At 38.2% G+C, this 25572-nt stretch carries 21 protein-coding genes; 13 read left to right on the top strand and 8 right to left on the bottom strand.

Annotation, left to right across the window (positions count from 1 at the left end):
• Positions 1–117: 117 nt before the first annotated feature.
• The 5 genes from OW492_RS07250 to OW492_RS07230 all read left to right on the top strand — a co-directional run bounded on the left by OW492_RS07250 (position 118) and on the right by OW492_RS07230 (position 5544).
• On the top strand, positions 118–1956 hold the full coding sequence (locus OW492_RS07250) for an EAL domain-containing protein (protein WP_290039262.1): 1839 nt from the start codon (positions 118–120) through the stop codon (positions 1954–1956).
• Positions 1957–2034: 78 nt separating this feature from the next.
• The gene (gene ttcA / locus OW492_RS07245) at positions 2035–2964 is read left to right on the top strand and encodes a tRNA 2-thiocytidine(32) synthetase TtcA (RefSeq protein ID WP_290039261.1); all 930 of its coding nucleotides are present in this window, start codon (positions 2035–2037) and stop codon (positions 2962–2964) included.
• Between the two features lie 172 nt (positions 2965–3136).
• The gene (gene tpiA / locus OW492_RS07240) at positions 3137–3889 is read left to right on the top strand and encodes a triose-phosphate isomerase (protein ID WP_290039260.1); all 753 of its coding nucleotides are present in this window, start codon (positions 3137–3139) and stop codon (positions 3887–3889) included.
• Between the two features lie 293 nt (positions 3890–4182).
• On the top strand, positions 4183–4839 hold the full coding sequence (locus tag OW492_RS07235) for a Bax inhibitor-1/YccA family protein (protein WP_290039259.1): 657 nt from the start codon (positions 4183–4185) through the stop codon (positions 4837–4839).
• A gap of 102 nt (positions 4840–4941) precedes the next feature.
• A complete protein-coding gene (locus OW492_RS07230; protein ID WP_290039258.1) occupies positions 4942–5544 on the top strand; it encodes an arylesterase in 603 nt (200 codons plus the stop codon).
• Between the two features lie 39 nt (positions 5545–5583).
• On the opposite strand, the gene lolE is transcribed toward OW492_RS07230, so the two are convergent.
• Genes lolE through OW492_RS07215 form a run of 3 tightly spaced genes read right to left on the bottom strand, consistent with a single transcriptional unit; the run spans position 5584 to position 8727 of the window.
• A complete protein-coding gene (gene lolE, locus OW492_RS07225) occupies positions 5584–6825 on the bottom strand; it encodes a lipoprotein-releasing ABC transporter permease subunit LolE (protein ID WP_290039257.1) in 1242 nt (413 codons plus the stop codon).
• Positions 6825–7508 (bottom strand): lipoprotein-releasing ABC transporter ATP-binding protein LolD, encoded by a 684-nt coding sequence (gene lolD, locus OW492_RS07220; RefSeq protein ID WP_290039256.1) that lies wholly within the window; start codon positions 7506–7508, stop codon positions 6825–6827. The genes lolE and lolD overlap by 1 nt, the downstream gene beginning before the upstream one ends.
• Positions 7501–8727, bottom strand: a complete 1227-nt coding sequence (locus tag OW492_RS07215; RefSeq protein WP_290039255.1) for a lipoprotein-releasing ABC transporter permease subunit — start codon at positions 8725–8727, stop codon at positions 7501–7503. Before OW492_RS07215 ends, lolD begins: the two co-directional genes overlap by 8 nt.
• A gap of 215 nt (positions 8728–8942) precedes the next feature.
• Between OW492_RS07215 and OW492_RS07210 the strand changes: the two genes are divergently transcribed.
• The 3 genes from OW492_RS07210 (at position 8943) to OW492_RS07200 (ending at position 13967) form a co-directional block, all read left to right on the top strand.
• Positions 8943–9500: a PilZ domain-containing protein gene (locus tag OW492_RS07210; RefSeq protein ID WP_290039254.1), complete on the top strand. Its 558-nt coding sequence runs from the start codon at positions 8943–8945 to the stop codon at positions 9498–9500.
• Positions 9501–9591: 91 nt separating this feature from the next.
• Complete coding sequence (gene mfd, locus OW492_RS07205) at positions 9592–13071, top strand: transcription-repair coupling factor (RefSeq protein ID WP_290039253.1); 3480 nt, start codon at positions 9592–9594, stop codon at positions 13069–13071.
• A 20-nt stretch (positions 13072–13091) separates the two neighbouring features.
• The gene (locus tag OW492_RS07200) at positions 13092–13967 is read left to right on the top strand and encodes a peptidoglycan binding protein CsiV (RefSeq protein WP_290039252.1); all 876 of its coding nucleotides are present in this window, start codon (positions 13092–13094) and stop codon (positions 13965–13967) included.
• A 111-nt stretch (positions 13968–14078) separates the two neighbouring features.
• On the opposite strand, the gene OW492_RS07195 is transcribed toward OW492_RS07200, so the two are convergent.
• From OW492_RS07195 to rluC, 4 genes are read right to left on the bottom strand one after another with little or no spacing between them, the layout of a single operon-like run.
• Positions 14079–15086 carry a glycosyl transferase family protein gene (locus OW492_RS07195; RefSeq protein WP_290039251.1) on the bottom strand — a complete coding sequence of 336 codons (1008 nt, stop codon included), beginning with the start codon at positions 15084–15086 and terminating at the stop codon, positions 14079–14081.
• Positions 15087–15107: 21 nt separating this feature from the next.
• Positions 15108–15398, bottom strand: a complete 291-nt coding sequence (locus OW492_RS07190; RefSeq protein ID WP_290039250.1) for an HAD-IA family hydrolase — start codon at positions 15396–15398, stop codon at positions 15108–15110.
• The gene (locus tag OW492_RS07185) at positions 15395–15691 is read right to left on the bottom strand and encodes an HAD hydrolase-like protein (RefSeq protein WP_290039249.1); all 297 of its coding nucleotides are present in this window, start codon (positions 15689–15691) and stop codon (positions 15395–15397) included. The genes OW492_RS07190 and OW492_RS07185 overlap by 4 nt, the downstream gene beginning before the upstream one ends.
• Position 15692: 1 nt before the next feature.
• Entirely contained in the window at positions 15693–16631 is a 939-nt protein-coding gene (gene rluC / locus OW492_RS07180; RefSeq protein ID WP_290039248.1) for a 23S rRNA pseudouridine(955/2504/2580) synthase RluC, read from the bottom strand.
• A 332-nt stretch (positions 16632–16963) separates the two neighbouring features.
• Between rluC and rne the strand changes: the two genes are divergently transcribed.
• Complete coding sequence (gene rne, locus OW492_RS07175; RefSeq protein ID WP_290039247.1) at positions 16964–19924, top strand: ribonuclease E; 2961 nt, start codon at positions 16964–16966, stop codon at positions 19922–19924.
• Between the two features lie 182 nt (positions 19925–20106).
• Positions 20107–21060, top strand: a complete 954-nt coding sequence (gene trxB / locus OW492_RS07170) for a thioredoxin-disulfide reductase (RefSeq protein WP_290039378.1) — start codon at positions 20107–20109, stop codon at positions 21058–21060.
• A gap of 80 nt (positions 21061–21140) precedes the next feature.
• Here the strand turns inward: trxB and folD are convergent, their stop codons facing one another.
• Positions 21141–21995 carry a bifunctional methylenetetrahydrofolate dehydrogenase/methenyltetrahydrofolate cyclohydrolase FolD gene (gene folD / locus OW492_RS07165; protein WP_290039246.1) on the bottom strand — a complete coding sequence of 285 codons (855 nt, stop codon included), beginning with the start codon at positions 21993–21995 and terminating at the stop codon, positions 21141–21143.
• Between the two features lie 330 nt (positions 21996–22325).
• On the opposite strand from folD, the gene yccS reads away from it, so the two are divergent.
• The 3 genes from yccS (at position 22326) to yeiP (ending at position 25531) form a co-directional block, all read left to right on the top strand.
• The gene (gene yccS, locus OW492_RS07160; protein WP_290039245.1) at positions 22326–24521 is read left to right on the top strand and encodes a YccS family putative transporter; all 2196 of its coding nucleotides are present in this window, start codon (positions 22326–22328) and stop codon (positions 24519–24521) included.
• A 93-nt stretch (positions 24522–24614) separates the two neighbouring features.
• On the top strand, positions 24615–24941 hold the full coding sequence (locus OW492_RS07155) for a TusE/DsrC/DsvC family sulfur relay protein (RefSeq protein ID WP_290039244.1): 327 nt from the start codon (positions 24615–24617) through the stop codon (positions 24939–24941).
• A gap of 23 nt (positions 24942–24964) precedes the next feature.
• On the top strand, positions 24965–25531 hold the full coding sequence (gene yeiP / locus OW492_RS07150) for an elongation factor P-like protein YeiP (protein WP_290039243.1): 567 nt from the start codon (positions 24965–24967) through the stop codon (positions 25529–25531).
• The last annotated feature ends 41 nt before the right edge of the window (positions 25532–25572 follow it).

The following is a 25572-nucleotide window of genomic DNA, read 5'->3' as shown; positions in this document are numbered from 1 at the left end:
TTCATTAAAATAGTAAATGAAACTATTTTCTGCAATTAAAGAGTTTCTAACTATACTTTACCCTAGGTGGTAATAAAGCGAGTTTCAATAAGTCATTAAGATCAAAGGAGGTTACAAATGAACAACCTTGGACGAAATTTTTGGATCTCTAATTTTCTTATTGCTGTAATTATCATCGCCTTGGTTTTTGTTATAAAAGCATTATTCAACCCTATTTTATCAAAACAACAGCACTTATATGGTCTTGATAAAAGATTAGCGGTATTAAATGACATCACCTCTGAAGCTGACTTAAAAAACAAAATAAATACTAAAGATTTTAGTTACATTAAGATCACGAATGATCAGCTAGCAGCTCCCCTGATCTTATCAGAACAACCTGATAATGAGCTTTTTAGTAAAGTTTTGCCGATCTCCACCTCAAAGCAATATTCAATTTCAACAAATCAAGTAATCGAATATACGGCTAAGAATGTCGAATACTCCAAGTTATACCATCAAATTATTTTGTTAATTATTGCCGCTTTAGTCATTGCGACACTATTTTGCAATCTTATATATCTGACCTTATTCAGAAAAAATGAACGCCTATTAATTAAAGAAACACTCGATGACGAAAGTGTAAAGTCCATATTTACCATAGCCGCGAACACGATTAAGAAAAAAATAAAACAATTAACCCATGACTTAGCGGAAAAAAATGAACAAATATTTAAGTTAACTACCCAAGCCAATAAAGACAGTTTAACGGGCTTGAATAACCGCCATGCATTTCGTAGGGAGTTAACTGACCTGCTATCAGCCGAAAATAATCAGGATCATGCTATTTTATCGATTATAAGGATTTTTGAATTATCTACGGTAAACGCTAGCCTAGGCTTTCATCAAGGCGATGACTATTTATTAAGTGTTTCGAAAATGATTAAACAAGTGTCAGCAAACTTTGCGAATACTGAAGTATTCCGTATTAGTGGGTCAGATTTCGCAGTGATAGCCCATAATATGACCACCCCTCATGCACATAAATATAGTGAGGAGTTAAAGTTTAAATTTGACCAATATCAAGCAACGCATAATCTAGAAAGTGTCGCTTTTAATGGTATGACACGTATTTCTGCCAAACAGTTACCTGAACATGTTCTTGCTAGAGCAGATATCGCATTAGCTAAAGCACAAATTGCAGGCCCTAACTCATGGGTGCTTGAAGAAAATACTGAGTTCCAATTAGGTGAACAACACTGGCGGACGGCGATCAATGCATTGATGACTAATCGTTCATTTGAATTTTTACAACAGCCGGTCCATGCCATACACCGTAACATGAAAGGATACCAAGAAATATTCACCCGATTTTTAGGGGAAACGGGTAATGTTATTCCTGCAAGCACTGTTTTTTCAATGGCTCAACGTACCGATACTATAGTCAAACTAGAACAATTGATTATTGAACGTACGATAGCGAGTTACCGATTGAAAGCAGACTTAAATACACACTGGGGAATTAATATAAGTTATGCTTCTTTACAAAATAGTGCATTTCTTATTTGGTTAGAGCGCCTATTATTGCGTGAAGCTGATATCGCGGGATCACTAGTATTTGAAGTGCATGAAAAACCATTAGACAACCACCTTACAGCCAGTAAGCGATTTTTTGATATGTTAAAACGTGCAGGTAGCCGCTCTGCGATTTGCCGTTTTGGCAAAGGAATCGGTTCATTCCGTTTATTCAAAGAGTTAAAGCCAGATTATATTAAAATTGATTCAAGCTTAATTGTAGATATTGAGCATGACAGTACCAATCAACAGTTTATTCGCATGATTATTGATGTTGCTCACCGAATGGAATGTCAAGTGGTAGCTGAAGGTATCGAACGCCTTGAGCAAAAGCATATCTTAGAACATATGTATATTGATGGCATACAAGGCTTTCTAATCGCTCGCCCCTCACCAATATAAAGGGCTCAGCTCTTTACATACACTCATCTCTTTTTATACAATGCGCGTGCTTATAACTCTCCATAAACAAGGTTTACAATGACGCAGCAACTTTCAGAAAAAGAATTATTTAACCTCAAAAAATTAAACAAAGTGTTGCGTAGACAAACAGGTCAAGCTATCGCAGATTACAATATGATTGAAGATGGCGATAAAGTCATGGTATGTGTCTCTGGTGGTAAAGACAGTTACACATTATTAGAGATGTTGAGTCAACTTAAAGCTGTTGCACCGATTAACTTTGATATCATTGCTGTTAACTTGGATCAAAAGCAACCGGGTTTCCCTGAGCACATTCTGCCTGAATACCTGGCTAAGTTAGGTGTTGATTATAAAATTGTAGAGCAAGACACTTACAGCATAGTCACAGAAAAACTAGAACCAGGTAAAACCACCTGTAGCCTATGTTCTCGATTACGTCGTGGCATTCTTTACAATACTGCAAAAGAGCTAGGAGCAACAAAGATTGCACTGGGCCATCACCGTGATGATATGCTTGCGACTATGATGCTTAACCTCTTTTTTGCAGGAAAAATGAAATCAATGCCAGCAAAACTAGTCTCTGACAATGGTGAACATGTTGTGATCCGCCCTTTGGCTTACTGTAAAGAAAAAGACATTGAAGCCTTTGCTAAATTACAAAAGTTCCCAATTATTCCTTGTAACCTGTGTGGTTCTCAGCCTAACTTACAGCGTAAATTAACTGAAGAGATGCTCAGCGAATGGGACCAAAAATTTCCTGGTCGTTTAGAAACTATGTTCACCGCGATGCAGAATGTAGTCCCATCTCATTTAGCAGATACTGATTTATTTGATTTTAAATCGATAGATAGTAATTCAGGCGTAATTGATGGGGGAGATATCGCTTTTGACAAAGAAGCTTTCACTAATCCAACAAAAGTTGAAGAACAAAATGACAACGAGTTCTATCAACAGCAACCTGCAGTGCAATTTACGCAAGTAAACTAAGGCTTTATTGATTGAACACAATAAAAATGGGACTTTCATTGAAGCCTTACTTGTATTTATAGTAGATAACAGATAATTTACTGGGATAGATCACAATATGGTAAGTAAAGTGATTTTTAATTACCAAAATGTCTGAAAAGCATACAATTTAAATAAACTAACGGAGTTAAACATGAGAACACCTCTTGTAATGGGTAACTGGAAACTGAACGGTACAAAAGAATCAGTTGCAACTTTAATCAAAGGCATTGAAGGCGCAGCTGATGCAGCAAGCAATGTTGAAGTTGCAGTATGCCCACCGGCTATCTTCATTGAGCAAGTTGCTAACTTAACAGCAAGCAACAGCATTGAATTTGGTGCTCAAGATGTAAGCACAAATGTTTCTGGTGCATTCACAGGTGAAACTTCACCAGTAATGGTTAAAGAGTTTGGTGCTAAATATAGCCTAGTAGGTCACTCTGAGCGTCGCCAATACCACAATGAAACTGATGCAGTTGTTGCAGCTAAATTTGTGGCTATTCAAGAAAATGGCCTGGTTCCTGTTCTTTGTATCGGTGAGACGCTAGAAGAGCGTGAAACTGATAAAACATTCGCAGTAGTTGAAGCACAACTTAAAGCTGTTATCGACGTTGCAGGTATTGCAGCAGTTGAAAACTCAGTAATCGCATATGAGCCAGTATGGGCAATTGGTACAGGTAAAGTTGCAACTTCTGAGCAAGCTCAAGAAGTTCACGCACACATCCGCTCATGGTTAAAAGCACAAAGTGAAGTAGTTGCAGAGAAAGTGCAAATTCTTTACGGTGGTAGTGTTAAAGCAAACAGTGCAAAAGAGCTATTTGCTCAAGCTGACATCGACGGCGGTTTAGTAGGTGGTGCAGCACTAATTATTGAAGAGTTTGTTGGTATCATCGAAGGCGCTAAATAAGCCCTTTTAAAAGACCTAATACTATGAAGGCACTTCGGTGCCTTTTTTATTTTTATCATTGCTCAGCTACCAATGTCTATATCACTGATATTCATTTCCTATAAATCCTCATAACTAATTGTTATTACTTAAAAAGTGTAAATAGTCCTTTTACTTGCCCTAAACACTATCTTTTTAAAATTACTATTACATATATCACACTCTGTTAACTAATCTCATACGAAAACACTACACAAGCTAAATCCAAGTGTTATGATGTTTATTAATTATTATTTAATCAACTGGAGTACATTATGAATTCTTCAATTAACACTCAAACACGTGGTGCTGGTGTATCGATCAATAAAGTATTAAAAAATACTTACATGCTGTTAGGGATGACACTTGCATTCAGTGCCGTTACTGCAACCATAGCAACCATGGTCGGCATTGGGCCTATAATGTCATTAGTATTAATGCTAGTTGGCTTCGGTTTATTATTTGTTGTTTCTAAAACAGCTGATTCAAGCAAAGGTCTTTTCTGGGTATTTATGTTTACTGGCGTGATGGGTGCATCACTGGGTAACATGTTAAATCACTACCTAACAATGGCAAACGGCCCTGCACTAATTATGCAAGCACTTGGTACAACGGCTATCATCTTCTTTGCTTTATCTGCTTATGTACTAACTTCTCGTAAAGACTTCTCATTCATGAGTGGCTTCTTAATGGCTGGTATGATTGCAGTAATCGTTGCGATGATTGCTAACATATTCTTACAAATTCCATTAATGCAACTGGTTATCAGCAGTGTTGTAGTTATGATTATGTCTGGATTAATACTAGTCGATACAAGCCGTATTATTAACGGTGGTGAAACAAACTACATCCGTGCAACCGTTTCATTATACTTAAACATCTTTAATATCTTTGTTCACCTATTGAGCATCCTAGGTATTTTAGACGATTAATTAATATAAAAATGCCCATAGCGCACTGTATAGTGCGCTTTTTTTTGCCTATATTTTATAGCACTCAGCTGTTTTTATTATTGTTACTATCGAGCCTAGTCCATGAAAATACCCCTTTGTTTAATGTTTACCTTACTATTAATGGCCTGTAGTGACTCTCCATCTTTAACTCCTCTAAATGAGCAGCAACCTATCTTAGCTTTTGGTGATAGCTTAACCTCTGGTCGCGGAGCTAATAAACAAGAAAGTTATCCGGTCCAACTAGGCTTGCTGTTAAACAGACAGGTAATCAATGCAGGTATTAGCGGCGAAACTAGCCTACAAGGACTTAAACGCTTACCTAAACTATTAGATAAATATCAGCCACAGTTATTGATTCTTTGTCATGGTGGTAACGACGTTTTACAAAATAGAAATTTAGATAAAATGCAGGACAATCTTGCACAGATGATTGAAATGGCTCAAGACAGAGATATTCAAGTTATTTTATTGTCCGTGCCTGAAGCCACGATCTTTTTGTCTGATATTGAGCAATACCAAACGTTAGCAACACAGTACAAGATTCCACTGGGCAATGGCATTATGAGAGATGTCTTAAAGAAACCAGCGTTACACAGCGATACAGTTCATCCAAATGCACAAGGATATCGATTAATTGCGGAGGGAGTATATGACTTACTGGCAGAGTATGGTGCGTTGAATTAACAACACACCATATTTTAATCTTGTATTTAATAGCTAAGTTTAGTGGCTATAGCCTAACTCTTTAGCTGGTTCAATATTACTTGCTGTCCATGCAGGGTAAATAGTCGCTACAACACTCATAACAAAAGCAACAATAGTTATAACAACTACTTGTTGATAATCGATTTGTGATGGTAAGTAATCAATGAAATAGATATCACCAGATAGAAATTTACGTCCTAATAAACTTTCAATTGCAGCAAAAATAGAACTTAAATTTAAAGAAAGATAAGTACCTAATAAAGCGCCAAAAAAGCTACCCATCAACCCATTAAATGCCCCTTGTACCATAAAAATAGCACGTAAAGACCATTTATTAGCCCCCATTGTTTTTAAAATAGCGATGTCACCTCGTTTCTCGTTAACTGCCATCACTAGTGTCGAAACGATATTAAAACAAGCCACCGCAACAACTAACAAAAGGATTACATACATCAATGATTTAACCATTTGAATATCTTGGTATAAATATCCTTGGCTAGTGATCCAACTCTTCACATACATGTACACAGGGATGCTATAGGCCACTTCGCGAGCTAATGTCTGTGCCTGCAAAACATCATCGACTTTAAAAGCAATGCCTGTTGCATGCCGTACATCTAATATTTGTTTGGCTTTATTAATATGGATGAAGCCTAAGGTCGTATCAACTTGCCCCCCCATTTTAAAAGTCCCGGTCAGCGTAAATGCAAATTTACGTGGCGCTCTTAATTTAACCGTACTCGGTTGAGGTAATAATAGTGTTACCGTATCACCAACAGCTAGCTTAAGCTGTTGAGCAACAGGCTCTCCTAATATGATGCTGTTTTCTTCACTGGATAATAATTCCCAGCCCCCCTGTTTAATATACTGCTCAACCGCAGTCACTTGAGTTTCAGTTTCAGGATTAATCGCACGCATTTGTAATGCTTTCATATTAATATTATTTTGTAACAGCGCATTCATCACGATATACGGGCTAGCACCCGCTACGCCTGGGTGTTCTCTAACTTTAGATAACACTGTTTTTTCGTTTTCAAAGTCACCCTCTACTACTTCAAGCTCGGCATGGGGAATAACCGATAACAGCTGGTCTCTTAATGCTTTTTCAAAACCATTCATGGTAGAAAGGCCCACGATCAATACCGCCACACCTAAAATAATCCCAAAAATCGAGGCCATGGAGATAAATGACACAAACTTATTTTTATGCTTTGCTTTGCTGTAACGTAAACCAACAAATAATGATAAAGGTCTAAACATTACTGCGTATCCTGTAAAATGCCGTTACTCATATATAACTGTCGATCTAATTTATTAGCCAATTGCTGGTCATGAGTAACAACAATAAAAGCAGTTCCCAGTTCCGCATTGAGCTCTTTTAATAACTGATAGACAGACTCTGCACTTTTTGCATCTAGATTACCTGTGGGCTCATCTGCTAATACTAAAGAAGGCTTGTTAATAAGTGCTCTTGCGATTGCAACACGTTGTCTTTCACCACCAGAAAGCTCCGATGGACGATGTGCAACTCGTTCACTTAAGCCAACACGGGTTAATAAATCTAAGGCTTTTTGCTGTGCTACTTTAATCGGCTCACCAGCAATTAAAAGCGGCATTGCGACATTTTCTAAAGCCGTAAACTCAGATAACAAATGATGAAATTGATAAACAAACCCTAGCTCTTGATTACGCCACTTTGCTTGTTGTTTTGCAGATAACTTATGAATATTTTTACCATTAAAAATAACATCTCCCGTTGAAGGAGCATCTAAAGCACCTAATAAATGCAGTAAAGTACTTTTACCTGAGCCTGATGTGCCTACAATTGCTAATAACTCACCTGGTTCAACGGCTAAGTTAACACCTTGCAACACCGATGTTGCTAAACGCCCTTCTTGATAAACTTTACTTAAATCCTGACAAACTACTATTGAATTACTCATATCTTAATGCCTCAACTGGGCTAACTTTACCCGCTCTGTAAGCCGGATATAAAGTTGCTAATAAACTTAAAAACATTGCACCTAACATAATGGATACTATTTGCACAGGCTCATGTACAACGGGAAGAAGTCGGGTGCCGCCTGATGCATTAGCCAATAAATGTAGGCCTAAAAACGACATAATTTCATTGATGTAGGTGCTCAATAATAGCCCTAAACCTGTACCAATTAATGCTCCAACGATGCCACTAAATGCCCCCTGAATAATAAATATCAAATTAATCGTATTGGCGTTAATGCCAAGAGTCTTTAATATCGCTACTTCGGCACTTTTATCAGTAACCACCATCACCGAGGAAGATAAAATATTAAATGCAGCCACTGCTATAATTAAACACAGTAGTAACCAAATCATATTTTTTTCCATTTTCACCGCCGCAAATAACTCTCCATGTGTGCTACGCCAATCAATAATCATCTCATCTTTTTGTAATGCCGGAGGTGTCCATGACTCCACCGCAAAAGGTTCAGTAAAATAGAAACGTAAGTCAGTCACTTGGTCTGTCTGAATACGAATTAAACGTGCGGCATCTTGGGCATGCATCAGCACCAGATATTTATCAACATCTGAGCCAACATCAAACAAGCCCGCAACAGTAAAGTTGCGTTGGCTAGGCACTTGCCCTAAAGGCGTATAACGTACTCCTCTGGTAGATGTTATTCTTACCTTATCGCCAATCGTCACGCCTAACATGCGTGCTAACTGGTCACCAATGATGATCTTATATTCGCTTGCAACTAACTTATCTAAACTACCTACCACTATATTGCTTTTGACGGTTTCACTGGCATATTTATCAGGATAAACACCTTCAATTTTTACTCCTTGTAAACCAACCTTACTTTGCAAAATCGCTTCAGCATTAATCATTGGCTCAACATCAACAATTAAAGGATCGTCAGGAAGTTGATCTATACGCTGTTGCCAGTCCGTAATAGTATTAGTTTGGTTAGTTAACTTAGCTTGGGGAATTGCTCCTAAAATTCGCTGCTTTAATTCAGCTTCAAAACCATTCATCACCGACAATACAGTGATCAATGCTAAAACGCCGAGAATAATGCCACCAGTAGAAAATAAGGAAACAAACGAGACAAATTGGTTATTACGCTTTGACTTTGTATAACGTAAACCGATGAAAACACTTAAAGGATAAAACATAGTTACCTTTTATAATAATTATCTTTAATTCAGACTAACGTGATTAATATGAAGAAATGTGCCACACAATCCATCATTAACCTCACTAAATTAGACTTAACTTATTGATTACATTTTAATGCAAGCCATTCTAATGTATCTTTATTCGCTAAGACAGACAAAACTCCTAGAATAAGGTGTTTTGCCACCACTTAATTACTGCTTGGTTTGTAAATATGAATAATAATGAATATTTTTTGGTAGAACATACACTTTCAATCAACTTAAAATCAATTGGTAAAGAGGAAATCCCTCTCAATCAACAGGCTTTTGAGCAAGAGATTCCAGGCCCATTTAGAATGGCCAGTGACTTAGCACAAGCCGATGCAAACATCTTGACACCATTAAAATTAAACAATGAAACCAGTAAAGCGCTATGGCAATATCTGCAAGCCCAAAACCAAAAAATTAATACCCTATTAAGCTATGTACTAACCCAACAAGATGAAGAAAAATCACGTCATCAAAGCATTAAGTTTAGTGCGGGTAGCTTAATCATAAAAAACAATAACACACTGAAAAAAGAAGATATTGTCAGGTTAAAAATATTTTTACCTGAAGAATCCTCTGCTATTTATTGTTATGCTAACGTCACAGAAATAAGCGCCGAGCAGTGTACATTAACTTACACTCTTATTCGAGACCAAGATCGTGAGCTATTAATTCGTGCCAGTTTACATATACAATCTCAACAGCTAAAAGACAGAGCGAAATTACGGGAAACTAACAGTTAAAGAGTGCTATAACTATGCATTACAATTACCTATACGCACTGTTTTCACACGCACTTTTCTTAGCAATTAAATAAATAAAATAAGTCAAAACATGAACAATTTACTCGACATACAAACATTAAAATCAGCAACCGACACACAACAACTAGCCAATTTAGTCGGTAGTAGTCAAAGTTTAGTGATCAGCCAATGTGCCCAGGCTAATCCACAAAAGTCGCCGTTAATCGTCATCGTTAATGACACACCCAGTGCCATTAAGTTGCATCAAGAGTTATTATTTTTTGCCGAGAACAAATTTGAAGTTAATCTATTTCCAGACTGGGAAACATTACCTTACGATCATTTTTCACCGCATCAAGATATTATCTCAACACGTATCGAAACCTTGTATCAACTGCCTTCTATGAAAGAAGGTATTTTGATTATCCCAGTAACGACTCTACTGTTGAGATTAGCGCCGCCTAGTTATTTAAAACAAAATACATTAGTGGTTAAAACCGGACAACAATTAGAGTTACAACTGTTACGAGAGCAATTACAAGAAGCTGGATATTACGCAGTGGACCAAGTACAAGAACACGGTGAGTTTTGTGCAAGGGGCTCATTACTTGATATTTACCCAATGGCTAGCGACACTCCTTACCGTATCGATTTTTTCGATAATGAAGTTGATTCCATTCGCCCTTTTGATACTGAAACGCAACGCTCTTTACCAACTATCAAACAGATAAAGATGTTACCCGCTCATGAGTTTGCAACAGATAAACAGGCTATCGAAAACTTTAAACAAGCTTACCAAGATAAATTCCCAGCAAAAATATGTACCAGTAACGATTCGATTTATCAGCAGATTTCACAAACAAACTTACCTGCTGGTATCGAATATTATCTGCCGCTATTTTTTAATGAGACAGCCACTTTATTTGATTATTTTCCTAAACAAAGTCGTTTATGTATCCTTGGTGATATTGGTACTGCTATCGACGAATTCTGGAAAACCATCACACATCGTTTCGAAGAGCGAGGCGTTGATTTACTTCGTCCGCTATTGCAGCCCATTGAACTTTACCTTCGCCAAGAACAATGTTTCAGACGACTCAATGAGTTTCCAAAGTATCAGTTACAAAACGCCTCTTTTGCATTACCTAAAGCTGGTAAAACTAATTTACCGCTGACCACATTGCCAGATATTAAGATCCACCATAAAGATAAAAATCCATTAGCTAATATCAGTGCTTTTATTGAAGGTTTTGATGGCACCATTTTACTCAGTGCTGAATCGGCAGGTCGTAAAGAAGCATTATTAGAGTTACTCAGCCCACTTAAACTCAACATAAAATCAGTCAACCACCTAAGTGAATGTAAGCCAGATAAACACAAAGTGTATATCACCGTTAGTCGTGTTGAACATAGCTTTTTGATCATTGATTCCGCTTTTGCCTTTATCACTGAAACAGAATTATTGGGTAACAAAATAACCCAAAGACGACGCCAAAATAAAGATAATAATGGTGAAGAAAACTCAGAACATATCGTTCGTAACCTAGCCGAATTAAAAGTAGGCCAGCCTGTTGTGCATATTGACCACGGTGTTGCTCGATATTTAGGACTACAAACTATCGAAGTCTCTGGCAGTGTTAATGAGTTTGTAACATTGGAGTACTTGCGTGGTGATAAACTGTATGTACCTGTTACCTCATTGCACCTGATCGGTCGTTACAGTGGCAGTGACGTAGAAACCGCGCCTATTAGTAAATTAGGCAATGATACCTGGGCAAAAGCCAAAAAACGTGCCGCCGAAAAAGTTCGTGACGTCGCCGCTGAACTACTTGAGATTTATGCACAACGCGCAGCTAAAAAAGGCTTTAGGTATCAATTAAATAAAGAAAACTATGCATTATTTAGTAATGACTTTCCCTATGAAGAGACACATGATCAAGCGCTGTCCATCAACTCAGTTATTTCCGATATGTGTTCATCACAACCTATGGATAGACTGGTCTGTGGTGATGTAGGCTTTGGGAAAACTGAAGTTGCAATGCGTGCAGCCTTTATGGCAACCGACAATGCGCGCCAGGTGGCTTTATTAGTACCGACCACTTTGCTCGCTCAACAACATTTTGAAAATTTTCGAGATAGATTTGCTAATTGGCCAGTGAGAATTGAGGTATTATCGCGCTTTAAGACAGCTAAAGAACAGAAGCTGATTTTACAAGATGCCGCTGACGGTAAAGTGGATATTCTAATCGGTACACACAAATTACTAAGTGATGGTATTAATTTCGCGGATTTAGGCTTACTAATAATCGATGAGGAACATCGTTTTGGAGTACGCCAAAAAGAAAAAATTAAACGTTTACGAGCGCAAATCGATATTTTAACGCTTACAGCAACACCTATTCCTCGTACTTTAAATATGTCGATGAATGGAATGCGTGATCTCTCTATCATCGCCTCCCCGCCAGCCAAACGTTTAGCTGTGAAGACCTTTGTAGAACAACGCAGTGATCAAACCATCAGTGATGCGATTACACGTGAGATTATGCGTGGTGGTCAAGTGTATTTCTTACACAATAATGTCGATACTATCGAAAAAGCGGCAGCTGATTTACAAACTTTATTACCGCAAGCAAGAATTGCCATTGCCCATGGTCAAATGAATGAACAACAGCTAGAACGCGTTATGTCTGATTTTTATCATCAGCGCCAAAATGTATTAGTTTGTACGACTATCATAGAAACTGGTATCGATATACCTACTGCGAATACCATTATCATTAACCGTGCCGATCATCTTGGTTTAGCACAGTTACATCAATTACGTGGTCGTGTTGGTCGTTCGCACCATCAAGCTTATGCTTATTTATTAACACCAACACCTAAGTTAATGACTAAAGATGCTAAAAAGCGTCTTCAAGCAATCGGTTCACTGGATACTTTAGGTGCAGGTTTTACACTTGCAACACACGATCTAGAAATTCGTGGTGCCGGTGAATTACTAGGTGATGAACAATCAGGGCAAATTACCAGTATTGGCTTCAATCTATATATGGATATGCTTAATCAAGCGGTGGAGGCTTTACGTAATGGTCAAGAACCAAGTTTAGAACACCTATTATCAACTCAAGCAGAAGTTGAGTTAAGAATTCCTGCACTTATTCCAGACGATTATATTCCGGATGTGAATATGCGTTTATCTTTGTATAAACGTATTGCAAATAGTAAAAATAATAATGAACTTAATGAGATACAAGTAGAACTAATTGATCGATTTGGATTATTACCAGATTCAACAAAAAATTTAGTGGCAGTAACAGCAATCAAACAAAGATGTTCGAAGTTAGGCATTGCACGTATTGAAGCACATGCTTTAGGTGGCGCCGTAACTTTTACGGAGCATTCAAAAGTTGATCCAATGTTCCTTGTTTCATTACTGCAAACACAATCAAATACCTTTAAACTTGATGGACCGAGTAAATTAAAATTCAGTATTGCATTAGAGAATAGTGCAGAACGCTTAAACTGGTTGAAACAGTTACTTGATAGTTTTAAATTAAACCTTATTAAATAAATCAAAAAAAGGATAACCTTTTGAATTTACGTTATATTTTATCATTGTTTTTTGCCGCAACTTGTTCTTTAAATGTGCAGGCAGCTGGTGACCGTTGGTTTGACGTTGAAGTACTCGTATTTAAACGTAATGTTGATGTAAAAGATAACAGTGAACAACTCGACCAAAATAATGTTTATTTAAAACAACGTGATCGCTTAGAAGTTATTAAAGCCAATCCAGCGACAAGCTGTTTAGCTGGGGAGCCTTGTTTACATCAACAAAACCCGGTACGTCTCACTGATGCTCAAATGGTACAGGGAGGTCATCGATTAAAGCGATTAAATGGTACAAGACTTAACGAGCAACTTAATAGACTGAATAATCATCAATTGTTCACCCCTTTATTGCATACAGCTTGGCGTATGCCAATACAAAGTAAACAGAATGCATTACCTATTCATCTTTTTGCAGGAAAAAACTATGCTTTAGCCATGGAGCAAACTGGTTTATCTAGCGCACCTTCAAGTACAGACAAAGCACAATCAGATGAATCGTTGGATGTCTTAGCTGCCTTACAAAAGAAAGAGATACTACAAGACCTTTATGAAATCGATGGTAATTTACTGATTTATGTAGAGCGCTACCTGCACATCGATAGCCAATTAATAGTAAGAACTGAAACAGAAAAGGCAGTTTCATCACCTTTATCTGTTCGAGCTCCAGAAACAAAAGCAATTGAACAAGATGGTGTAGTACAAATTGTTAATCAAGAACCAGTACAACGAAATGTACGTACTGAAAAAGTAATTACTGAAACATTATTTGATCAATCAACCCGTTTGCGTAGTGGCGAGATACACTATTTTGATCACCCTCTATTTGGCATGATCATTCAAATCAGAAAAATCAGATAAAATTAACAGACATCTACTCTTAGCGTTTTAGCTATTTAAGAGTTAGTCAGTAGAAAGTAAAAAAGGAAGCTATTCGCTTCCTTTTTAATAGAGCATTTAACAACTGGCTGACTAAATAGTTCTAGTTTCCCATAACTGTTTTGCTTTTTGTAACGCTTCATCCTGTGAGCATGCCGGCTGCATCTGCTTTAATACCATCGCCATAGTAGTAATAACGGCAGCATCACCATATACGTCTTCAATTTCTTTGTTCCATACTTTTAATAAATACTCTGCAGAGACTTCGGTGTGTGCTCCGGAAAAGTCTGCTAGGTAAGTTGGCCAATCTTGTTCAATATAACGAGTTTGACCATCTACCTGTGTCACACCACAAGCTAAGGTTGAAACGCGTGGGTTGACTTCACTTTCCCCCCCTTCACCTTTAAAAGCGATGATACTATGCTCATTGTTTAATAGTGCAGCTTCAGCATGTATTTTTTCATAACTTTTATGAAAAACGCCGTGAATACTATAGGGTGCTTTAGTAGGGTTAACACTTCGAGCGACTGTATTTAATGGTGTGCGTAGGCCAACTTGTTCACGCAAGGCTAATAACTCAATTAATTCAGGACAATATGCAGATAAAGGAACATAAACTAATGCCTCTTTTTCTAAAGCGAGTTTAGCTTTTTCCGGTGTATCTGCAATTTCAATCCCTAATAGCGGACAAGCTGATTCCACTTGGTATTTGATTAAATCGACTGTCATGTGACCGTGCAAAAAAATCTTAATACCATTTGCTGCTAATACTTTTGCAGCCAATAATAGCCAAGGTGGTTGTCTTTTTTTACCTGCGAAACATGGCCAATCTAAATCGACAGGTAAAGTTTGCCATTGCTCAGAGACTTGTGCACGTAGCGCTTCAATGTAGCCAGCCGCTTCCTCTGGCGTTTCACATCGCACTCGTTGTAACATTAACAACACAGCCAGTTGCAAAATACTGGCATCACCCTGTAAATAATCAGTTAATGCTTGCTTTGCTTCAGCCATGGTTAAAGGACGACGACCTTTTTCACCACGTCCAGTTAATTTTATATATTCGCTAAACAATACTTTATCTTTCAAAGCTGATTCTTTCACAATAAACCCTTCATAAATAACTTAAATATAACTATCTAGCTCAGTCGCAAGACAATTCAAAATGGCTTTAGGTCTAGCTTGCATCAACAGCTCTGCACTGTGCACACCATAACTTACACCTAAACTATCAACCCCTGCGTTTGCGGCCATCTCTAAGTCATAAATAGAGTCACCTATCATGATAGCTTGGTCCGCAGAAATGCTTAACTTATCTAATAACTGTCTAATCATTAACGGATCAGGTTTAGAATTAGCTTCATCTGCGCAGACAGTGGCATTAAACAAAGTAGACGTGTTAGTTTTGGCAATCATACGATCCAAGCCAACTCTGATATACCGTTATAGAATGGCGTATCAATGTGTTGATTAGCATGATATTGGTCTCGGTAGGCATCCACTAAAGCTTGTTGCTTACCATAAGGTAATGCAGGGAACAATTGCTCTGCTGCTTTTTCCAAACTCAAACCGATAATATGTTTTACTGCTTCTTCGCTTGGCACTGGAATCGCAACTTTTTGTGCCGCCCGTTGCATACACAGCACAATTTTATCAAGCGAATCCATTAACGTGCCGTCCCAATCAAAAATAATTAATTGATATTTCATCTTAGCTTCGTTGTAATTTGCTCAAAAGTGCCTCTAAGCGAGGACAAAGTGGTGCACTAACGGTCATTCTTTTCTCTAACACAGGGTGAAAGAAAGTAATATGCGCTGCATGCAGGAAAAGACGGTTTAATCCTAGTGCCGTCATTTTACTATCAAAGGCACTGTCACCATAACGTTCATCACAAGCAATATTATGACCTTTACATGCGCTGTGCACACGAATTTGGTGAGTACGTCCGGTGACAGGGCTTGCTTCGACTAATGTTGCGCCTTCATAGCGCTGTATAATTTTAAAATGAGTTTCAGATGCTTTACCTAGTGGACTGACTTTGACCACTGAATCTTGGGCATTTTTTAATAAAGGTTCACGTACCAAACGGTCTTTTTTATCCCATTGGCCTTTTACTAACGCGAAATACTGTTTTTTCATGGTTTTCTGACGTAATTGCTCATGTAATGCACGTAACATACTGCGCTTTTTGGCAATCAATAAACAGCCAGAAGTGGCTTTATCTAAACGGTGAGCTAACTCTAAGAAGCGTGAATCAGGGCGTAATGCTCGTAAGCCTTCAATTGCGCCAAAATCAAGTCCGCTACCACCATGTACAGCCAGCCCAGAAGGCTTGTTTAAAATAATTAGGGCATCATCTTCATAGACAATAGCGGATTCTAAATTTTTAATGCTGTTGAGTTTGGGTGAAGGTAATGCATTTTCCGGATCTACTTTAACAGGCGGAATACGTACACTGTCGCCTACCTGCAATTTATAATCGGGTTTAATGCGTTTTTTATTAACTCGAACCTCTCCTTTACGCACAATTCGATAGATCATGCTTTTAGGCACGCCCTTCAAATGTAAGCGAAGAAAGTTGTCGATACGTTGTTGTGCATTTTCTTGAGCGATGTCAATAATGCGTACTGAGTGATTTATCTGTTCCATTCGTTAAGTTTATCATGCCTGATCGCATAATATGCAAAAACTTTGTTGCTTGTAAGTAGATATAAATGCGACAATAACAAAGTTAATGCCTCGCAATTACTTCACTATAAGATTGCTGGTAGGCATGGCTATTATGAAAGCAAATCAAATGATTAGAATGTAACGCTGATGTGTTGAATTAATTTTGATTTAACCTTTTTTGTATCCGCTTTTTAACGCACCTCTGAATACTTCCAGTCGAGAGATTGTATAACCAGACATGAGGTCAAGCATGCAGAAAAACAGTTAGTACATATAGAAAATAACGAAAAAAATACTACAAGAGTTCACAAATGAAAAGAATGTTAATCAACGCAACTCAAGCAGAAGAGTTACGTGTAGCCCTCGTCGATGGGCAAAAGCTGTATGATCTTGATATTGAAAGTCCTGGTCACGAACAAAAGAAAGCAAATATTTATAAGGGTAAAATCACACGTGTAGAAGCAAGTTTAGAAGCTGCATTTGTAGACTACGGCGCAGAACGTCACGGTTTTTTACCACTTAAAGAGATTGCACGTAACTACTTCCCAGAAGGATATTCATTCAAAGGCCGCCCAAACATTAAGGATGTGATTAAAGAAGGCCAGGAAGTAATTATTCAAATAGAAAAAGAGGAACGTGGTAATAAAGGCGCTGCCTTAACTACTTTCATTAGTTTAGCTGGTAGTTACTTAGTATTAATGCCAAATAATCCTCGTGCTGGCGGTATTTCACGTCGTATCGAAGGAGATGACCGTACCGAGTTAAAAGCAGCTTTATCTGATCTTAAATTACCTAAAGGTATGGGATTAATCGTTCGTACCGCAGGTGTTGGCAAATCAGCTGAAGAACTTGAATGGGATTTAAATGTACTGGTTAATCATTGGCAAGCCATTGATCAAGCATCAAAAACCAAAGCAGCACCCTTCTTAATTCACCGTGAAAGTAATGTCATTGTACGCTCTATTCGTGACTATCTTCGTCGTGATATTGGCGAAATCGTTATTGACCACGCTAAAACCTTCGAGCTGGCTAAAAGCCACATTGAAATGGTACGTCCAGACTACGTTAACCGTTTAAAACTATACCAAGGTGAAATTCCATTATTTACTCACTATCAAGTTGAAAGCCAAATTGAATCGGCATTTCAACGTGAAGTGCGTCTACCATCAGGTGGTTCAATTGTTATTGACCCAACTGAAGCATTAACTTCAATAGATATCAACTCTGCACGTGCTACACGTGGTGGAGACATCGAAGAAACTGCCTTTAACACTAACTTAGAAGCAGCAGAAGAAATTGCACGCCAATTACGTTTACGTGATTTAGGTGGTTTAGTGGTGATCGATTTCATCGATATGACCCCTGCCCGCCACCAACGTGAAGTTGAGAATAGAATGCGAGAATCTGTTCGTCAAGATAGAGCTCGTATCCAATTAGGTCGTATCTCTCGCTTTGGTTTAATGGAGATGTCACGCCAGCGTATTCGCCCTTCTTTAGGTGAATCAGCGTCTCGTGTATGTCCCCGTTGTCATGGTCAAGGTACTATTCGCGATAATGACTCATTATCATTAGCGATTCTTCGTTTAATCGAAGAAGAAGGCCTAAAAGAAAACACAGCACAGATTCAAGCGCGTGTACCGGTAGCTGTTGCAGCTTATCTGCTTAATGAAAAACGTAAAGCAGTCGCTAAAATTGAAAACCGTCACGGCTGTGAAGTGTATATCGTGCCTGATGCCAACCTATTAACGCCGCACTTCGAAGTTAAGCGCACGCGTAAAGATGGTAAAGAAGATATCAACTATGATGCACTTGAGAAGCAACATACGGTATACATTCCAAACAGTGCCCAGAAAGAACATGAAGAGCTTGAAGAGCCACTATTAAATGGCTTCAGTGCGCCGAAGAAAGATGCAACACCACAAGCAGAAGTTAAACCGAATGCACCAGTGAAAGCTGCTGAGCAATCGCCTTCTTTTGTTGCTAAATTGATTCAGTCTATCGTTAAGTTCTTTAGTGCCGAGCCAAAAGTTGAAGTAGAGAAAACACCTCAACCAGAGCCACAAACTAAAAAAGAGCCGACACGTAATCCACGCAATAATAAAGGTAATCAAAACCGTAATCGTCAGCGTAATAACCGCAATGACAAATCGGCTGAGCACTCAAATGAGCGTCGAAATAATCGTAAACCATCAGATCGTAAACCAACGCAACAAGCTAAAAAATACGAAAGCGAAGGAAAACCAGCTCAAGATAATAACGAGAAAGGTAATAACCAAGAAGTGATCGTAGCACGTCGTAAACGTCGCAATATGCGTAAAAAAGTACGTGTGCAACAGCCTGAAAATGCTGTTGAAACGAACGTAAATGACGCAGCTAACGTCAGCAATGAAGTTCCTGTTAAAGCCGCTGAGCCTAAAAAGCCAAAAGCTAAAAACAAAGCTAAAAAAGCACCTGAAGCCGCTAAAGAAACGAAAAAGCAACCAGTGCCTAACGTTGAAGATAAAGCAACGGAAGTAGTCGCAGAAGAAGTAACAGCGAATACAGAAGAAGCGTATACACCGGTTGAAATTCCACAACGTCGCTCTCGTTACCTACGTAACAATGGCCAACGTAATAAGCGCGATCAACAGAATGATTCAGCTAAAGAAGCAGTAACATCACGCTATCCTGAGACTGAAACAGAGCAAGTTGAAGCACCAAAAGTGCAATCAGCAGCGCCAGTGGCAGAAACAGTAGATAGCATTGCTCCAACTGAAGCCCCTCAACAAGAAGCTGAAAAGCTGCAAAAAAGTGTTGAAAATTCTGTAGTCACTCCTGCTCAAAAAATCTTACCGTTAGCAGAAAAAGCGGCAGCACCAGCAGAAACTGTACCTGAGCAAGCTAAGCCAGTTGAAACTGTAGTCGTTGAAGAAACACCAGAGCCAATTATTGTAACACCTGAATCGGCACCTGAAGTTGAAACGGTAGAAGAAGCGCCTACGGAAGTATCTCCAGTATCAACTGAACAAGAGACGCCAGTAGCCGTTGAAGCAGCACCGGTTAAATCAACACCAGTTGACACTGTAATAGGTAAAACGGGTACGGTCAGTATCGCTAAAGGCTTATCAACTTCAGCTATGGTTAAAACGATTTCAGAGCCTTTAGATCTTTCTAAAGAGATAAAGATCGTTGCAGCGACTGAACGTCAAGCGATTGTGAAAGCATCACAACAAGCTGGTAGCTCTTTTGCTAGTAACCGTTCAAGTAGTGAAACAGTTAAAACATCATTATAATTAGTAGATAATAACTATTGATAAAAACGGATATTCCTATGGAATATCCGTTTTTTTTACTGAAGTTTGTCACCCAACAGTTTAGAATCAATAGCATTTATCAACAATCAATTAATCAACCTCACTTCATTACTGGTGATGGTTTAAAGGTTCGATTGAGTAGCATTATTCAAGGTAATAATATGAGCGAAGCAATACATAACAAATTGTTAATTTTAGGTTCAGGCCCAGCTGGTTACACTGCGGCAGTCTATGCAGCACGTGCTAACCTAAAACCAGTTTTAATCACTGGTATGCAGCAAGGTGGACAATTAACCACAACAACTGAAGTTGAAAACTGGCCTGGTGGCGCAGCTGATATGACGGGCCCAGGTTTAATGGAAAGCATGAAAGAACATGCTTTACGTTTTGATACAGAGATCATATTTGATCATATCAACGAAGTAGAATTGACTAAACCTCCATTTACTTTAAAAGGTGATACTGGCACTTATACTTGTGATGCATTAATTATTGCTACAGGTGCATCAGCACGTTACTTAGGTTTAGATTCTGAAGAGGCATTTAAAGGACGTGGTGTTTCAGCTTGTGCAACCTGTGATGGTTTCTTCTACCGTAATCAAAAAGTTGCGGTTGTTGGTGGTGGTAACACGGCTGTTGAAGAAGCACTTTATTTATCAAATATCGCATCTGAAGTTCACCTTGTACATCGCCGTACTGAATTCCGTTCAGAAAAAATTCTATTAGATCGTTTAAATGAAAAAGTCAAAAACGGCAATATCATTTTACATACTGACCGCACTTTAGAAGAAGTCTTAGGCGACGATATGGGTGTAACAGGTTTACGCCTGAAAGATACGTTATCTGAAAAAACCGAAGAAATTGATGTAATGGGTGTGTTTATTGCAATTGGACATAAACCAAATACCGATATGTTTATCGACCAATTAGAAATGAACCATGGCTACCTTAAAGTACAAACAGGTAGCGAAGGTAATGCAACTCAAACTACTATTCCTGGTGTATTCGCTGCTGGTGATGTGTCTGATCACATCTATCGCCAAGCAATTACTTCTGCTGGGACAGGTTGTATGGCAGCTCTAGACGCTGAAAGATATTTAGATAACCTAAAGTAGTTAATCCGCTATTTTGGCTCTGATACAAAAAAGACTGCCTAGGCAGTCTTTTTTATTACTAACTTAAATAAACTCACTAATTATGAATGAAATTCGTTACAAGCAAATAACGTATTTTCAATCAGAGTAGCCACTGTCATTGGGCCAACACCACCTGGTACAGGCGAAATGTACGCAGCTCTTTCTTTAGCTACTTCAAAATCAACATCACCAGTAATTTTACCATTCTCTAGACGGTTAATACCTACATCAAGTACGATCGCACCTTTCTTAACCCATTCACCAGGAATAAAGTTAGCTTTACCGCGAGCAACGACCAAAATATCCGCTTGGCGCACATGATGCTCTAAGTCAGTCGTAAAACGATGACAAGTCGTTGTTGTACAGCCCGCTAACAATAACTCTAAAGTCATTGGACGACCAACGATATTAGAAGCCCCGACTACTACTGCATGTTTGCCATGTAGGTCAACATCGATAGTTTCTAGCATAGTGATCATACCACGTGGCGTACAAGAGCGTAATTTAGGAATACGTTGCGCTAAACGCCCTACGTTATAAGGATGGAAGCCATCTACGTCTTTGCTTGGTTGAATACGTTCAACCACTAGCGTTTCATCTAATGATTTTGGTAATGGGAATTGCACTAAAATACCATCAATGCTGTCATCATCATTAAGCTGATCGATCAAAGCCAATAACTCATCTTGTGTGGTAGTGTCAGGTAGGTCATAGGCTTTAGATGTAAAACCAACTTTTTCACAAGTACGACGTTTACTTTGAACATAAATTTGTGAAGCAGGATCACCACCTACTAACACAACAGCGAGACCGGGAGCGCGAAGGCCCTTTGCTATACGTGCTTTCACACCTTCAGTTACTTTATCAGTAACCTTAGCCGCAATCGCTTTCCCATCAATGATTTGTGCAGACATCAAGCAATACTCTTTGTAGTTAAGAAATTCTCGCTATTGTCGCAAAACTCACTTAAGAAGTCACACCAAACATACAAAATTTAATAACTAAAAATAAACCTTAAAAGTTCAAATTATCCCTTTGATTGTGAGGATTTTTACTATTTCATTCTGATCCTGATAATGTCTATAATGCGCAGCTTGAAAATGATCATTAAGAGACTCGCTATAGGCTCATTTTTTGTCATCAAAATATGCTTAAATGAATAAGAAATTAGATCTATTAATTTATCTGATTAGTATAAAATAACCTTTCTATTTGACCCATTTCACTCTCATGAGAAGTCTTGCATGCAACACTCTTTTACTTTAATGCTCAGACGCCTAGTTACAGATTCTAATACCCATTCCGGCTTTAGAATTGTAATCGCAATGGCTTGTGTATTTGTCCCTGCTATTTTTGATCTACAATTTGGTTTCTTTAAACAATCAAGTTTAGCAATTTCGCTATCATTATGTTTAGGTGTGTTAGCGTCAGCTATTGTAGAGGTTGATGAGAACACTAAAGATAGACAAAAGTTTATAGCAACTGTCATTGCCTGCTTCTTTGTAGCTTCATCGAGCGTTGAATTGCTTTTACCCTACCCTTTTTTATTTGCAGCGGGTTTAGGGGTATCTACTTTTGCCTTTATGATGTTAGCAAGTTTAGGTATGCACTATAGCCGTATTGGATTTGGTGCAATCCTTATTGCTATTTATACCCTGATTGGCCATCAACCAGAGGCTGCATGGTTTGAATCCCCACTACTATTAGCCTTAGGTGCTTTATGGTACGGACTGTTTGCTATTGCTTGGTCACATTTGAGCCCTAACCGAACACTGCGCGAACAATTAGCACAGTTATTTTATGCATTAAGCCGCTATCAATTACAAAAATCGGAATTGTTCGATACTCAAAAAGGAAACTCTCGACAGGCGATTACCGATACTAGACAAAAATTAGCAGTATTAAATATTAGTATTGTGGCTCGCTTAGCTTCTTCTAAAGATATGGTAAAAGGCCAATACCAAGCCAATAGGCGCCAACAGGAGTTAGCACGCCTTAATCAATATTACCTCGTTGCAGAGCAAATCCATGAACGCATTTGTGCCAGTCAATATCTATACAGTCAACTAGAGCATACCTTTGGGCGTAGTCAGATTTTAGAAGGTTTCCACCAGCTATTATTACAACTTAGTAGCGATTGTCATCAAGTTGGTAGCTGTATTAAAGATAAAAAACCGTATCTACATAGCAAGCGATTAAAGTGGACAGTTCAAGCCTTGTCAGATCAACTGTTATTATTAAAACAAAAATTACAATTGTTCGATAATAACCAGGAAGCAATGCAAGCATTACAGGCAATCTATGACAATTTAAATGGGATAGATGCATTATTAATGTCTTTAACCGATGTTAAATCGCAACAACATCCAATTATTGTAGATAACGAACAACAATTACCACGTTCATTTTGGAAGGTGCTATACAAAGCTTACCAACAAAAAACACCTGTTTATAAACATGCCGTTCGTATAAGTGTGTCATTAGTAATCGCCTTTGCGATTCAAGCTAAGTTCAACCTCAATAATGGCTACTGGATATTACCAACCGTTTTATTTGTTTGCCAACCTAGCTTTAGTGAAACACGAAAGCGATTAATGTTAAGAAGCTTTGGCACCTTATTAGGTATTTTGCTCAGCTTCCCCATCTTCTATTTTCTGCACGGAACTGTTTCACAAAGTGTACTAATGGTTTTAGCTGCATTTTTATTTATCACCTATGTCAAAACCAATTATGGACTCGCGGTTATTTTTATTACTATCATGGTAATGATCTTAACAAATCTATTGGCTCCTTCTGGTGTCGCGTTTTTATACGCTCGTATTTATGAAACCTTAATTGGTTGTGCCTTGAGCTTTGCGGCCATTAGTATTATCTATCCCGACTGGCAATTTAAACGTTTTCCTGGCTTGGTAAATAACCACCTTTTAAAAACGAGCCGTTATTTTAAGCAAGTTGCTCAGCAGTATCAGTTTGGTCGAAGCGAAAGTATTATCTTCCGTCAAACCCGTTTTGCCGCTTTTAAATCTGATTCTGCGTTAACCAATGCTTGGCAAAGCATGTTGTTTGAACCCAACTCTAAACAACACCTTAAAAAAGAAGTCTATGGGTTGGTTAATCGATGTGATGCTTTATGTTGTTATATTGCCGCACTCTCATCGCATCGCCATAAAATAGAATCTGTAACTGAATTAGCCGTGTTATCAGAGTTATTTGAGGCAACATCGCAACAAATTTTATATACCTACCGTCCTGAATTAAAACAATCATCGGACACTAAAATCGACATTGATAGCTTTGAGAAATACAAACAAAATATGTCTGATGAAGCTAAGTTAATTGTTGAGCAACTAAGGTTGATTGCATTTTCAGCAATGGATATACAGTTATTATTAGCCAAGATTGAAAGTGCTAATGAGAAAAATAGACTCAATGCACAGTAGACAAGCTTAAGCGTGCTTTTAAGATAGGAAATTTGCGACTTTTATTATAGAATTTTGCAGCAATCAAGCGCCCAAAGATTAGAGGAAGACAACTTGCTTTTTAATGGTCAAGAAATTGCAACAGATGCCCAAGGTTACTTGCTCGATTCCACTCAATGGGATCTTGCCTTAGCGGAATCAATTGCAAATATAGAAACAATTACAATGACAGATGAACACTGGCAAGTGGTTTACTTTGTACGCGAATTTTATGAAGAGTTTAATACTTCTCCAGCGATTAGAGCCCTAGTAAAAGCAATGCAAAATAAATATGGTAAAGATAAAATCAGTAGTCGTTACCTGTATAAATTATTCCCCGATGGTCCTGCAAAGCAAGCCACGAAAATAGCCGGTTTACCAAAACCTGCTAGATGTATTTAAGTACTTAATAAAGGAAAGATAAGATGCCTAAGGCAAGTGATATCAAGAAAAACACCGCGATTGAATTTAATAACAGCGTTTACATTATCAAAGACATCGAACGTTCTGTCCCACAAGGGCGTGCTGGAGGTAGTTTATACCGTATGCGTATGTACGATGTTGTAACTGGCGCAAAAACCGATGAAACGTTCAAAGACAGCGACATGTTAACTTTGGCTGACTTAATTCGTCGTAATGTTATGTTTTCTTACATTGACGGTGAAGAGTATGTCTTCATGGATAACGAAGACTACACTCCTTATAACTTAAACAAAGAAAGCATCGCTGAAGAAGTATTATTCATTGATGAAAATACACAAGGTTTACAAGTAGTTATCGTTGATGGTGCACCAGTAGGTGTTGAGTTACCTGCAAGTGTTGATTTAACTATCACAGAAACTGACCCATCAATCAAAGGCGGCTCTGCGACGGCACGTACTAAACCAGCAATCTTAACAACAGGATTGACAGTACAAGTACCAGAGCACATTTCAACGGGTGATAAAATCCGTGTGAACACTACAGAAAAGAAATTCATGGGTCGTGCTTAATCCTAGCGATTAGTTACCCCATAACAGCTAAAACAATAAAG

The organism is Psychromonas sp. 14N.309.X.WAT.B.A12 (assembly GCF_030397575.1).
Classification (GTDB): Bacteria; Pseudomonadota; Gammaproteobacteria; order Enterobacterales; family Psychromonadaceae; genus Psychromonas.
This window is presented reverse-complemented; position numbering and strand designations above follow the sequence as displayed.